This is a genomic window from Dehalococcoidia bacterium (assembly GCA_035310145.1).
Lineage (GTDB): Bacteria > Chloroflexota > Dehalococcoidia > CAUJGQ01 > CAUJGQ01 > CALFMN01.
This window is the reverse complement of sequence record DATGEL010000054.1, coordinates 25978-39291: the sequence shown is the minus strand read 5'-3', so window position 1 is coordinate 39291 and position 13314 is coordinate 25978. Positions and strand designations below refer to the sequence as shown.

Annotated in this window: 14 protein-coding genes; 7 read left to right on the top strand and 7 right to left on the bottom strand. The window is 68.4% G+C overall.

Annotated elements, in window-relative coordinates:
* Positions 1–140: 140 nt before the first annotated feature.
* Positions 141–908, top strand: coding sequence for an ion transporter (locus VKV26_11205; GenBank protein ID HLZ70457.1), 768 nt, complete (start codon positions 141–143; stop codon positions 906–908).
* A gap of 166 nt (positions 909–1074) precedes the next feature.
* Here VKV26_11205 and VKV26_11200 read toward each other — a convergent pair whose 3' ends face one another.
* Entirely contained in the window at positions 1075–1896 is an 822-nt protein-coding gene (locus tag VKV26_11200) for a TIGR01906 family membrane protein (GenBank protein HLZ70456.1), read from the bottom strand.
* Positions 1897–1963: 67 nt separating this feature from the next.
* Between VKV26_11200 and mazG the strand changes: the two genes are divergently transcribed.
* The 6 genes from mazG to VKV26_11170 all read left to right on the top strand — a co-directional run bounded on the left by mazG (position 1964) and on the right by VKV26_11170 (position 7983).
* A complete protein-coding gene (gene mazG, locus VKV26_11195; GenBank protein ID HLZ70455.1) occupies positions 1964–3439 on the top strand; it encodes a nucleoside triphosphate pyrophosphohydrolase in 1476 nt (491 codons plus the stop codon).
* A gap of 40 nt (positions 3440–3479) precedes the next feature.
* Entirely contained in the window at positions 3480–3884 is a 405-nt protein-coding gene (locus VKV26_11190; protein HLZ70454.1) for a hypothetical protein, read from the top strand.
* Between the two features lie 147 nt (positions 3885–4031).
* Positions 4032–4607 carry a thioredoxin family protein gene (locus tag VKV26_11185; GenBank protein HLZ70453.1) on the top strand — a complete coding sequence of 192 codons (576 nt, stop codon included), beginning with the start codon at positions 4032–4034 and terminating at the stop codon, positions 4605–4607.
* 173 nt (positions 4608–4780) lie between these two features.
* Positions 4781–5488: a response regulator transcription factor gene (locus VKV26_11180; GenBank protein HLZ70452.1), complete on the top strand. Its 708-nt coding sequence runs from the start codon at positions 4781–4783 to the stop codon at positions 5486–5488.
* Positions 5489–5501: 13 nt separating this feature from the next.
* The gene (locus tag VKV26_11175) at positions 5502–7055 is read left to right on the top strand and encodes a HAMP domain-containing sensor histidine kinase (GenBank protein HLZ70451.1); all 1554 of its coding nucleotides are present in this window, start codon (positions 5502–5504) and stop codon (positions 7053–7055) included.
* Positions 7056–7233: 178 nt separating this feature from the next.
* On the top strand, positions 7234–7983 hold the full coding sequence (locus VKV26_11170; protein ID HLZ70450.1) for a hypothetical protein: 750 nt from the start codon (positions 7234–7236) through the stop codon (positions 7981–7983).
* Positions 7984–8667: 684 nt separating this feature from the next.
* Here VKV26_11170 and VKV26_11165 read toward each other — a convergent pair.
* The 6 genes from VKV26_11165 to VKV26_11140 form a co-directional block, all read right to left on the bottom strand.
* Complete coding sequence (locus tag VKV26_11165; protein HLZ70449.1) at positions 8668–8883, bottom strand: hypothetical protein; 216 nt, start codon at positions 8881–8883, stop codon at positions 8668–8670.
* A 47-nt stretch (positions 8884–8930) separates the two neighbouring features.
* Positions 8931–9326, bottom strand: coding sequence for a hypothetical protein (locus tag VKV26_11160; GenBank protein HLZ70448.1), 396 nt, complete (start codon positions 9324–9326; stop codon positions 8931–8933).
* A 27-nt stretch (positions 9327–9353) separates the two neighbouring features.
* Positions 9354–9536, bottom strand: coding sequence for a hypothetical protein (locus VKV26_11155; protein HLZ70447.1), 183 nt, complete (start codon positions 9534–9536; stop codon positions 9354–9356).
* Positions 9536–9733, bottom strand: coding sequence for a helix-turn-helix domain-containing protein (locus VKV26_11150; protein HLZ70446.1), 198 nt, complete (start codon positions 9731–9733; stop codon positions 9536–9538). The genes VKV26_11155 and VKV26_11150 overlap by 1 nt, the downstream gene beginning before the upstream one ends.
* 777 nt (positions 9734–10510) lie before the next feature.
* The gene (gene lgt / locus VKV26_11145) at positions 10511–11434 is read right to left on the bottom strand and encodes a prolipoprotein diacylglyceryl transferase (GenBank protein HLZ70445.1); all 924 of its coding nucleotides are present in this window, start codon (positions 11432–11434) and stop codon (positions 10511–10513) included.
* A 124-nt stretch (positions 11435–11558) separates the two neighbouring features.
* Positions 11559–13304: a cytochrome c biogenesis protein ResB gene (locus VKV26_11140; protein HLZ70444.1), complete on the bottom strand. Its 1746-nt coding sequence runs from the start codon at positions 13302–13304 to the stop codon at positions 11559–11561.
* Positions 13305–13314 lie beyond the last annotated feature (10 nt).

The following is a 13314-nucleotide window of genomic DNA, read 5'->3' as shown; positions in this document are numbered from 1 at the left end:
GGAGGTTGCTAGGAGACTCCTGCACGAGTGCGCAAGCTCTTTACCAACGCTGCCTGCAGCTGGCGCGTCCCCTCGCTTCAGAGGTTTCACGGATGCATCTGGCTCCCCGCAAGGCTGGGCCACGACGTAGGAGGCACGCGATGGATAGCGAGCAGCACGCCCGAGCATTCGACGCCTTCGAACAGGCCACTGAGCTTCCGATGCTGGTGCTCTCGGGCCTCTTTCTCGTGGTAATTGCCGTTCCGTTTCTCTTCTCCTTACCTCAGAACCTCCACACCCTCTTCGATACCGTAGACTGGCTAATCTGGGCAGCTTTTGCCCTTGAGTTGGCGGTCAAGAGCTATCTCTCGCCGCATCCAGGCCGTTATCTCTATACCCACTGGTATGAGATCGTCATCGTCGCCGTGCCCTTCCTGCGACCGCTACGTCTCGTTCGCTCTCTCCGAATTGTCCGGTCTCTAGGCGTTTTACGCCTCGGTTCGGCGAGTGCCGAGATTGTATCGACGGCTCGGCATGTGCTCCGACAACACGGTTTGCAGTACGCGATTCTGCTGGGCGGACTGCTGGTCGTGGCTGCAGCAGCCGCGGTAACATTCTTTGAGCACGACTCTGGCGGCACAATTACCGACTTCGGGACGGCACTCTGGTGGGCGGTATCGACGGTCACAACGGTTGGCTACGGCGATGTCTTTCCTGTCACGGCAGAAGGTCGCGGGATAGCGGTCTTTGTGATGCTCATTGGCGTTGGCCTCTTCAGCTATCTGACGGCGAGTATTTCGGCGTTTCTGGTTGCGCAGCGTCAAGACAAGGAACCAGTCACATTGCAAGATGTCATGATCCAGTTACAGCGCCTCGAAGCGCAGATTTCCCTGCTACGTCAGCAAGCCAGCAGTGCAAGGCCGCAGTAGATTGGACGCCGGCCCAGCTTATCCCTGGAGGCTTGCTCCAGGCGCGGAACGGCCCATTGCGTTCTCACGACCGAGCCTGGACGAGGCGTGATCTTGTCGCGACTGTCTTACACATCGAAGATTTGATGACGGGCGTGAACCGCTGCCAGGGCCTTCGTGCTCGTACTCAGGCCACCGGGTGCGCGATCTCTTCGGTGGGCTCCGCGGCCGTCGTTTCCTCGACCGCGCCGGGCGGCGCAACCGTGCTCAACGCCGGCTGCGGCCGCTGGCGGCGCAGGTAGAGCCAGGCGCCGCCGGCGATCAGCGCGGCCTGCGCCAGGATCAGCAGCACGATCAGGATGGTCGCGTCCCGCCAGAAGCCCTCGGGAAACATCTGGATCAGGTGATCGTGCAGCGGGTCGAGCTGCCAGTCGCTGTTGCCGGGAAACGCGATCTGGTGGAACTTGATGAAGGCCGCGTCGAAGCCGCCCGTTGCCGCCACGGCGCCGAACAGGATCAGTAAACCAACCGTCGCTGCCGAGCCGGTCAGCGCCCGCCGCGCCAGCGCCGCCAGGCTCTCCTCCCGCGCCCACAGCACCACGCCGGCGATGTACAGCGCCAGGAACGCCAGCGAAAGCTCCTGCAGGCCGTAGACCACCCGCACCAGGCGCTTCACGTCGCGCATGTGCAGGATCTCTTTGGTGTTGTACAGCGGCGCCACATTGCCGTCCGCGTCGTGCACGCGCGTGCGCAGGAACTGCTCGTCGTTGGTGAAGTAGGCGCGCAGATCGTGTGTGGCGGCGATCAGGTCGTCGTGGTCGATGCCCGTGCGCGTGGCGGCGTCGTAGTGGTCAATGGCGTAGCTGTAGACGCGCTGCTCGCTGAAGGCGACGCGCACGCTGGTCGTGATCAGCGCCAGCGGCAGCGCGATGTAGAACAGCGCCCGCGCCAGCAGGCGCAGCGACGGGCCGGCCGCCCGGGCGCGCGTCCCCTCGCTCCCCGCCTCCATCGCCGTTATCCTATCACACAGAGGCGGCGTCCCCATCCGGCCGAACGTTGCCGCCATGGACGACTAGATGACCATAACCGTTGTCGGCCTGGGCCCCGGCGACCCCGATCTGCTCACCCGCGCCGCCGAACGGGCGATCGCCGCCGCGCCGCAGCTCTTCCTGCGCACCGCGCGGCACCCCGGCGTCGCGGAAGTCGTCGGCGATCGCGCCTACGAGAGCTTCGACGCCCTCTACGATACGCTCGACAGCTTCGACGCCGTCTACGACGCGATCTGCGCCCGGCTCACCGCGGCCGAGCGCCGCACCGGCAGCATCGTCTACGCCGTGCCCGGCGACCCGCTGATCGCCGAGGCGACGGTGCAGCGCCTGCTGGCGGCGGCGAGCGACGGCGGCCCGGCGGTGCGCACCGTCGCCGGCATCAGCTTTTTGGAGCCGGTCTGCCACGCGCTGGGCCTCGATCCGCTCGCCGCGGGACTGCAGATCGCGGACGCGCTCGAACCGGGCGCGATCGACCCGGCGCGGCCGGCGCTGTTCGCGCAAATCCACGGCCGCCGCGCCGCCGCGCACCTCAAGCTGGCGCTGCTGGAACTGTATCCGCCCGCGCACGAGGTCACGCTGGTTTCGGCCGCGGGCATCGCCGGCGAAGAATGCATCGAGCGGCTGCCGCTGGCCGAGCTGGACCGGTCGGAACGGGCCGGGCATCTCTCCACCCTGTACGTGCCGGCCCTCCCGCTCGAAGCGAACCGGCGTAGCTGGGGCGGCCTGCAGGGCATCATGCACCGGCTCTACGCGCCGGGTGGCTGCCCCTGGGACCGAGAGCAGACGCACGCCTCGCTCAAGCAGCACCTGCTCGAAGAGGCCTACGAGGTCTTGCAGGCACTGGATGAAGAGGACCCACAAGCCCTGGCCGAGGAGCTGGGCGACCTGCTGCTGCAGATCGGCCTGCACACGGAGATCGCCGACGAGGCCGGCGAGTTCGGCTATGGCGACGTATTCGCGGCGATCAGCGGCAAACTGATCCGGCGTCACCCGCACGTCTTCGGCGACGTGACCGCGGGCAGCGCCGGCGAAGTTGTGGCGAACTGGCAGCGGATCAAGCAGGCGGAGAAGGCCGAAAAGGCGCGCCGCGGCGGCGACGAGCAGGAGTCGATCCTGGCCGGCGTGCCGCGGGCCATGCCGTCGCTTGCCTACGCGCAGGCGGTGCAGGACCGCGCCGCCGCCGTCGGCTTCGACTGGCCGCGGGTGGACGACGTGCTCGCCAAGCTGGCCGAGGAGGTCGAGGAGCTGCGCGGCGCCGAGTCGCACGACGAGCGGCTGGACGAGTTCGGCGACGTGCTCTTCGTGCTCGCCAACCTGGCGCGCTGGCTGAAGATCGACGCCGAGGAGGCCGGGCGGCGGGCGGGCCGCAAGTTCCTCCGCCGTTTCTCGGCGGTCGAGCGGCTGGCGCAGGCGCAGGGGCGCGCGCTCTCAGAAATGACGCTGGCGGAGATGGACAGCCTCTGGGATCGCGTTAAGCTGGAAGAGCGCGCGGCAGAAGCGTGAGCTGCCGCCCGCTTGCACCCCAGCGCCGTGAGGGAGAGCGATGCCGCCCGCGAGCAATCCGGTCGTCGAGGAGATCAGCGGCGTGATCGAGGCGGCGAACCCGCGCGGCTTCCTGCTCGCCGGGCGGGAGAGCTGGCTGAACCTCTCGCGTTACGCCGACCCGCCGCCGCAGGTTCCCGGCGAGGGCACGCTGGTGCGCGTCGGTCTCGACAAGGCCGGTTTCGTGCGCACGATCGAGGTCGAGGCGGAGGCCGATCGATCGTTCTCCTCATTCTCCGAGGCGGGCGCGCCCTACGCGGCGTCCTCCGGCGTGCGCGACACGCGCATCATGCGCCAGGCCGTGCTCAACACGGCGACCGCGATCCTCTCCAGCGGCGGGCGCGAGGCGGACGCCGAGGCGGTGCTGGCCCTCGCCGAGCGGCTGGAAAGCTGGGTAACTCGCTGACGTTGTCGCGCCGCCAGAATACTGCAAGGCGACTATTCCGCGTATAGCGGCTTACGTTTCGTTGCCGCCGTGGCTACACTGTCTGCGGCGGCCACGGGCCGGCCGGCGGCGTTGCATGTCGCGCGATATAGGACGGAGGAAAGCACAGTGGTAACGAAGCAGCAGGTGGTCTCACCCGAGCGGTACGCCTCAGCGTTGTCGTACGACGGCTTCATCGCCCAGGCGGAGAAGAACCTGGACGAGTTCAAGGACAACTACGAGAACACGAAGGTGTCGGACGCGGCGAAGAAGCGGCTGCAGGCGGTGGCCGCCAAGCCGAACGGGCCAAAGAAGCTGCTGGTGCTCGGCGAGGACTGGTGTCCCGACGTTTACCGCGGCCTGCCCGTGCTGGCGCGGCTGGCCGAGGCGGCGGGCATCGAGTTCAAGGCGCTGCCGCGCGACAAGAACCTCGACATCATGAACGCCTACCTCAACAAGGGCGAGTTCCAGTCGATCCCCTGCGCCCTGTTCTTCACCGGCAACATGGACCAGGTGCTGGTCTGGCACGAGCGGCCGGAGAAGGCGAACCAGGAGATCTCGCAGATGCGCGACATCGTCGGCACGCGCACGCGTGAGGAGGCCGCGGACGACCTGCGCAAGTTCCGCCGCGGCCCCGTCTGGGCGGGCTGGCGCGACGCCACGATCGACGAGATCACCGGCAAGTTGGAAGCGGCGACGAAGTAACGCACGCCGCGCCACGCAGCACCAGGGCCGTCCGTGCGGGCGGCCCTGGTGCTTTTCTCATTGGCACAGCCACCTGTGCGGCAGACGCGCCGCTCTCAGCCTGCTCTAAGGTTTTGAGGCTAGCGTGAAGCATGAAGCTTGCGATTTGAGACCGGGCACGCGGCGGTGAGGCGATGAGCACGGCACAACGCCCGGCGATCCTCGTGATCGATGACGACGCCAAGATCGTCAGCCTGCTGCGGCGGGCGCTGTCGTACGAGGGCTACAGCGTGCGCACGGCGCTGACCGCGACGGCGGGGCTGAGCGGCGCCCGCGACGAGCCTCCCGATCTCGTCGTCCTTGACCTGATGCTGCCCGATCTCGACGGCTACGAGGTTTGCCGCCGGCTGCGCGCCGCCGGCGAGACGCCGATCCTGATGCTGACCGCCCGCGACGAGATCGACGACCGCGTGCGCGGCCTGGATGAAGGCGCCGACGATTATCTCGTGAAGCCCTTCGCCTTGCAGGAGTTGCTCGCGCGTGTGCGCGTGCTGCTGCGGCGAGCCCAGGCGAACGCCGAGCCGCGCCAGTACAAGTTCGAAGACCTGATACTCGACACCGCCACGCGCGAGGCGGCGCGTGGTGAGCGCACGATCGCCCTCAGCACCAAGGAGTACCAACTGCTCTCGCTGTTCATGCGCCATCCCCGCCAGGTCTTGACGCGGGATGTGATCATGGACCAGGTCTGGGGCTACGATTACAGCGGCGAATCGAACGTGCTGGAAGTCTACGTGGGCTACCTGCGGCAGAAGCTTGAGGCCGCCGGCGAGCCGCGGCTGATTCACACGATGCGGGGCGCCGGCTATGTGCTGAAAACGCCCAGCGCGGAGAAAGTCCGCTAGCTCAGGAACCGCGATGTCGATCCGGCTGCGGCTGACGCTGCTGTACACGGCGGTGCTGGCAGTCACGCTGCTGGTGCTCGGCGGTGTGCTCTACTTCTGGACCGCGCGCAGCCTGCGCAGCGAGATCGACCGTTCGCTGCAGGCGCGCTCCGGCCGCCTCGCCTATGTCCCGTCGGCCGGGCCGCGCGCCGCCGACGGCGCCCTGCTGCTGCGCATGCCGCCGTTACCTCCCTCGAACTGCGGAGCGGGCACGCCGGCGACCGGCAGCGACGCGTCGCGAGCGGCCAGGCAGGCGCTGAGTTTTCTCGATGACCGGCTGGGCGATCCGACGATCCTCACGCAGATCAACGACAGCCAGGGCAATATCCTCTACTGCTCGGCCAATCTGAACGGCGAAAAGCTGCCGCCGCCGAAGCCGTCCTCACGGCGCTTCACGACGCTGACGGTCAAGGGCGTCGATCTGCGGGTATTCGTGCAACCGCTCAACGTCGCTTCCCGGCCAGCCGCCGGCGACGCCGCCCCCTCGGCGACGACGTCCTATGTCATTCAGTTCGCTCGCCCGCTCACGGATGTCGAAAAGACGCTCGGCCACATGCGCTTCATCCTGCTGCTGGGCTCGATCGCCGCGCTGGCGCTGGCCGCCGGCGCGGGCTATCTGCTGGCGCGCGGCGCCCTCAGACCGATCGACCGCCTGACGATGGAGGCGCAGCGCGTCGGCCGCAAGCAGGACTTCAAGCGCCGTGTCGCCTACCGCGGACCGGACGACGAGGTCGGGCGCCTCGCCAGCACCTTCAACACGATGCTTGACGGCCTGGACGCCGCGCACGAGCAGCAACGCCGTGCACTCGACGCGCAGCGCCGCTTCGTCGCCGACGCCTCGCACGAGCTGCGCACGCCGCTGACCACGATTCGCGGCAACGTCGAGCTGCTCTCGCTCGACGCGCCCGCCGCCAGCCCCGACCAGCAGGAGGCGCTGGCCGACATCGCCTCCGAGACCGAGCGCATGAGCCGCCTGGTCGCCAGTCTGCTGGCGCTGGCGCGGGCCGACAGCGGCCTGCACATCCAGAAGCGGCCGGTGGAGGTCCAGCCGGTGCTCGAGGAAGTGCTGCAGAAAGCCACGTGGCTCAACGGACATGTGCAGCTGGATCTTGCCGGCAGCGTCGCCGCGAAGGTCGCCGGCGACCGCGACCACCTGCTGCAGCTGTTCTTCATCCTCGTGGACAACGCGCTCAAATACACCCCGGCCGGCGGCCTGGTCACGATCGCGCCATCGTTCGAGCACGGCACGCTGCGCGTGGCCGTTAGCGATACGGGCGTCGGCATCGCCGAGGCGGATCAGCGCCGCATCTTCGACCGCTTTTATCGCGCCGATCCGTCGCGCCACGGCGAGGGCACCGGACTCGGCCTCGCGATCGCCGCCTGGATTGTGCACGAGCTGGACGGCACGATCGGGGTGGAGAGCCGGCCGGGAGCCGGCAGCACCTTCACGGTGACGTTGCCCGCGCAGCCCAGCCCGCCGGCCACCGCGGCTGCCGCGCAGCCCGAGCTGGTGGCCGGCGCCGACTGACGCGCCACGGCCGGCGCCCCGCCCCCAGAACTTACATCGCCTTAAGAAAATCTTCAGTCGCAACTCAGCTTCGCCGGCGAAGCTGCAGATGTGAGCTGCGAGCGCCGCCCGGAACGTGGCCATCACGCAGGGACGGGAGGCACGGCGCAACCTGGCGCAGCTCGAGGAGACGGAGGCAATGTTTAACGGCACGAGACGCTGGGCGGTGTTCGGTGCGGTCGCCGGCGTGGTCACCCTGGGCGCCGCGGTGATTGGCGGCGTCGCCATGGCGCAGACGGGCGGCGGCAGCGGCGCCGCTGCCCAGGCCTCGCCCACACCGGCCGCGGGCGCCCAGCGCAAGGCGCAGATGAGCCAGCGCGTCGACCAGTTCCTGAACGACCTGGCCGCGAACCTGCACATCGACCGCGCCACCCTCGACTCGGCGCTGAAGACGACGGCGAACCAGGAGATCGACAAGGCCGTGCAGAGCGGCCAGCTCACGCAGGCCGAAGGCGACCAGGCGAAGCAGGCGATCGCCAACGGCCAGTTTCCGATCGGCATCGGCGGCTTCGAGCGCGCCGGGGCCAGGGGCGCCATGACCGCGCTGCAGGGCTGCCAGACGCAGATCCAGCAGGCCGTGCAGAGCGTGACCGGCGAGACACCCGATCAGATCCGCAGCGACCTGCAGAGCGGCAAGAAGCTGAGCGACATCCTCTCCGCGAAGGGCAAGACCGAGCAGGATCTGCGCAATGCGGTGGGTGATGCGGTACAGTCTTGCCTCAGCAGCGCGGTGAGCGCCGGCACGATTACGCAGCAGCAGGCGACGGACATCGTCAACGGCATCAAGAACGGCCGCGGGCCGCTGCCCTTCGGGGGCTTCGCCTTTCGCGGTCCGCGCGGCGGCCACGGAGCACGTCCGAACGCCACCGCCACGCCGGCCGCGCAGTAGGCCGGAACGGCCCGCATAATCCCCGACCCCCGTCTCTCCCATACACGTTGGCGCCGAGATCTGCTTCGGATCGAGGGCTGTATGGAAGAGACGGGGGCGATGCTCTGGGCCAACGCAGTCCCTCGAGGCGCTGCGTGTCGCCCGTGGCGGTCGTGTAGTAGTACGCGCGCAGCGGATGCGGCTGCAGGGGCGTCGGTGCAACCTGCGAGAGGTTGAGCGTGGCTTGCTGGCCGAGCAGCCACACGAACACGTCTGGCTCGTGGTAGGGGCCGGGGGCAAGGTGAAGCCATCCTGCTTGGCGAACTCCTGCGCCCGGAGAGTGAAGTTCTCACCATCGACGAACAGCATCCACTTGAGCAGGTGTGGATTCGGCGGGGGGTGCAGGTAGATGGCGGAGTCTTCTCCAGCCAAGCGCATGTTCTCCCGTCACCGCAACCTTCAGCACTAGCTCGACGGAATCCCTATTGTGCGATCCGGCCCGCGTCCTCGCGACAGCTCGCTCCCGCTTTCGCTCCAGTGACGATCATGGTCGGCGGACAGCGCCGTTCTGTCATGCACAGCCACTCGACGCCCGTTTATGCCGCCGACGCTCAGCGCCGCTCTCACCGGCTGTGGGGCGCGTGGCGGCAGACAGGGGCGAATGCGGAGATCTTGGATAGCGGCTAAACGGGGCGTAACCATCGCTCAATACGCGTCCTTGCGCTGCTCGACCCAGATCACCGTGACCGTGCGCGTCCTGGGATCGCGCGTGAAGCCTGCCCGCCAGCCGCCGGAGCGCAACCGGAACTCACCTTCTTTGCCCTGCACCTTCAGGATGTTCAGCCGCTCGGTCGCATCGGCCGCGAGCAGTTCCAACCGGGCCTCCAAGGCCGGGCGGTCCTGGGCGAGCATCGCGGCCATCGCCTTCTCGGCCGGGCGGGTGAGTTGCAGTCGCCATCTGGCCCGGCTCACGCGGGGTGCGCGGGCTGCGCGGCGCCGTTCGTGCCCGCCAAGCTCTGCCGGGCCTCCTCCCAGGGCACGACCTCGCCGCGGGCCAGCGCCGCGTACCCTTCCGCCGCGGCGGTTGCCTCCTCCGGCGTCTCGGCCTCATCGTCGACCGGCACGTTGGCGAGCGAATCGTGGTCCGCGTCGTTGGCGGGGGCGCGCTGAGTCAGGCGCAGGGCGATGTCGATCGCGACGCCAACGGCGAGCACGCCGAGGAGCACGACGCCGCTGACGAGCCATACGGCGGCTGGCCCGGTGCCGCTGGCGCTTGGCGCCGAGCTGCTGGCAGGAAACCGTACGATGTTCGCCGGCATCGCTGGCCCGGACCAGCTCCCGCGCGCGAATCCTGTGCCGTTCATTGGCCTACCTCTTCCCCATGACGGTTCTCACCGGCCGAGCGCACGCGCAAGCTCCTCGTTGCTGATGCGGGGCTCGCCGCGATCGAGCCCCGCGATGGCTTCCAGCTCATCCGGTTCCGGGTCCGCCAGGGGCGAGTCCCTCAGGAACGCCGGCAGTGCCGGCTCCAGTAACTGCTCAATCGCCTCGTGCAGCTCGGCTTTCGTCACCATCAGGCACCGTCCGGGCGTGTGGTGCCCTCGGTGAGCACGCGGCGGATCTCCGACTCCGGGATGCGCCATCCGGCCCGCGTGCTGCCGATGCGGTAGCCCCGCATGCGACCGTCGTGCAGCCAGCGCCGCACCGTCTCCGGGTTCAGACGGAGCCGCTGGGCGACTTCGGGAATGGTGAGCAAGGGTTCGTCGGTCATGGTTGCCATCATAGCACCAGTGTAGCACAGAGTAGGGATTAGCAGGGTGCTGTCAGCCTATAACTGTTAAGATTAGTCGTGATTACGAGGATGCTGTAGGTATAGAAGGCAGACCGATCGGGTGCTGAGAACGCCCGATCGGCCCTAAGGAGAGGAAACCGGTCCGCAAGGCGCAGGGGTCGCTGGCGGTGAAGACGCGCTTGCACGTGCCGTGCGCGGGATGCCGTGGGGCAGGTCGCGGCAGCCGGCGCACCCGTGCTGGCGCGTCTCGCCAACGCCCGCGATCTCGTCCCAGGACGCGACGCCGCGGAGCACGGCGCCGCGTGCGATGGTGACGCGGCTGCGCCGCGGGGGCCGCTTCGTCCGCTCGACGCAGGGAGCAGGCGGGTCGGCAACCTGCTGGCTCCCCGCCCGGCGCACAGACGGCACCAGCGGTGCCTTCCAGACCAGCGTCCGGTCCCTCGGAGCCTGCCAGACTGCCTACCTCTTCCGTATAAGGTGCGTTGGCCCTGGCGCGATCCTCTGATGAACGAACGGGGCGGTGCCATCTCGACGCCGCCCCGAGATCTGTGTTCGAGTTCGGTCCACCCACCACACGGCGGCGCCGGCCGAGTCAAATCGACGATCCGATGCTCTCGAGGCGCCGGCGTTGAGCACAGCTAGATGCAGGCAGCCGCGCCCGGCCTGCGCCTTCTCCACAGCTTCGCCCTTCCCTCCCATCTGCTCTTCGTAGGTAGCCGTCCTCCCACACCCTGGTGTATGGGAGAGAAGGCGGGGTTATGAGGGCCGTGCTCGCTGGCGCAGGGCGGCGGCCTGTGCGGCCTGCGGCCGCGGCGGCTCCATCACGCCGGAGTGCTCCGGGTCACGCTGGGCCATACGCCGCACGACGAACAGCGCCGCGATCGCGAAGACCACCGTGCCCAGCGCGATGATCTGCGGCACGCTGACGCCGTCGGCCTTTGTCTCGTTCAGGCGCAGGGGCGAGTAGGCGAAGCGCATCAGCGCGTAAAGCAGCACAAAGACCCAGAACACGTAGCCAGCGACGTTGAGCCGTCGGTAGAGATACCAGAGGACACCGAAGATCACCAGCAGCGTCAGCGGCTCGTAGACGCCGGCGACGGGATGCACGGCCGGCGGGTTGAGTGGGTGCTGCGAGATCGAGCCACAGATGGCGGCCGTGTTGGTGTGCGGGTCGCCGTTGAGCGTGTTCGGGTTGGTGTAGCAGAAGCCCCAGGGCAGGCTCGTCGCCTTGGCCCAGTGCTCGCCGTTGATGAAGTCGCCGATGCGGCCCACGGCCAGGCCCACCGAAAGCCCCAGCGCCGCCGCGTCGGAGATGCGGCGGATGGCGAGATGCTTCCAGCGGGCGTAGGCGAAGCCGACCAGCGCGCCGCCGATGATGCCGCCATAGATGGAGATGCCGCCCTCGTTGACGGAGAAGACGCTGCCGATGTCGTTCTTGAACGTGTCGAAGTGCTCGATCACGTAGAGCAGGCGGGCGCCGACGATGCCGCCCGGCACCGCCCACAGCGCGATGTTGTAAATGTCGTCTTCCAGCAGGTTGCGCCGGCGGGCGAAGTAGGCGACGAGAATTACCGCCACGGCGATGCCCACGGCCGTAAAGACGCCGTGCCAGGTGATCTGGAACGGCCCGAACGTGCCGATGTTCGGGTCGATGTTGATGTTGATGTAGAGCAAGTTCAACGCGGGGCCTTTCTGCCAAACCTCACCGCCGGGCCACGCTCCGCCCGCCCGGCGCGTTCATTGTCGGGGCTGGAGGGCGGCTCGGGCAAGGCAAACGCGACCCGCAATACGGGGCCGCGCGCCCTCATTCCGCCTGCGCGGCCAGCGCCGGCGCGTCGGGTGAGCCGGCGGCCACGCCGATGCCGCGCATCTCCGCCGAGAAGTTGACCATCCAGTCCGCCACGCCGGCCAGATAGGTGCGCTGCGGCGTGATCTTCGCCCACAGGCGACGGCGCGGCAGGTAGAAGGTCACGCCGAGGCCGATCATCATCAGCGCCGTCGCCACCCAGATGAAGGTCGAGCCGGGGTCCTTGCGCACGGTGATGCCGGTGATCGTGCGCTGCCCCAGGAAGGTGTACTCGTAGCCGTTCATCGTCTGCGGCGCGTTCGGCTGCAGGTCGAGCCTGGAGGGCTGCTGCGTGGGGTCCGCCGGGTCGGCAGCCGCGCTGCCCGCGTCCGCGCCCTGGCCGCCCATGTCCAGCAGATCGAGGTACGGCGTGCCGTCGTTGGCGTGCGCAAGTTGCAGCATCGCCGCCTGCGAGACACCTGGAATGCCCTGCACGACGCTCAGCGGCACGCTGCCCAGCGTCGGGATCGAGAAGCTCAAGCCGCCCGCCTCGCCGCTCTGCCCCGGCTGCAGCGTCAGATCGAAAGCCGCGTCGCCTGGGTCGGCACCGGCAGGATGGTGCACCGCGACCGTCCACGCATTCCTCAAGCCCTGGGTCGCGGCCAGCAGCACGGGGATCGGCTTCGCCGCGCCGGGGCGCTGCAGCGGGATCAGCGCGAACAGCGATTGCTGATCAAAGGGCACGAGCACCACGTTGTCGTCGAAGAGTGATGCGCCGCTGGCGTCGCGCACGACGAGGTGCGGGTTGGGCGCGGAGCCTTCGGAGCCGATCTGGCTCACCTCTTGATACACCACCTGGCCCGTCTTCAGATCGCGCACGCGCAGCTCGGCGCCGTCGCCGGAGAAGGTCGTCTGGTGCAGCGTGTAACCGGCGCAGTGCATCGGGTTGTTGACGGTGCTGGTGCCGGCGCAGATCTGCTTGCCGTTGCGGAACACGGCCAGGTTGCTGAAGTAGCGGGTGGGGTTGCCATGGGCGTCGGGCGTGTCGCCCGCGCTCCGGTTCAGCACCTGCATCTGCCCGGCATGGATGGTTGGGAAGACCGGGGCGGTCTGCCCCTGCGGAATGGTCAGATCGACGCTGAAGCCGACGAGCTTGGTCACGATCGCGCCGGACATGAACAGGATCAGCGAGAGGTGCGAGACAAACGTGCCGAACTGCGCCCAGCCGAAGCGGTCGGCGAACAGGTACGTCGCGCCGTCGCGCTCCGTCACCTGGACGCGGTAATGCTGCCGGCGCAGCGCCTTGACGACCGACGCCGGCTCGGCCGGCGTGACGAACTCGGCGCGGTGGCGGGCCGAGGTGAAGAAGCGGTCGTTCACGCGGCGCACGGGCCGGCGCACGTTGCGCACGATCGGCGGAACGCGGTTGGCCGTGCAGACGGCCACGGCGAGCAAGACCACGAACAACAGACCGTTGAACCAGTAGGAGTGGAAGACCTCGAACAGCCCCAGGTGCCGCATCGCGTCGGTGAAGGCGCCGTAGCGCGTGCGCTGGAACTCGGTGTAGGCGGCATACGCCTGGGCCGAGGCCCGCACTTCGTCCGGCGCCTGCGGGAAGATCACGCCGAGCAAGGCGCCGAGCACGACGAAGCCGATCAGCAGCAGCGCCACGCGCACCGAGGTCAGCAGACGGAAGACGATGCGAAATGGATCGAAGGGAAACGAGACCCGCGCCCGGCCACGTGCGGCAACGACGTTAGCCATGCGCCGCTCC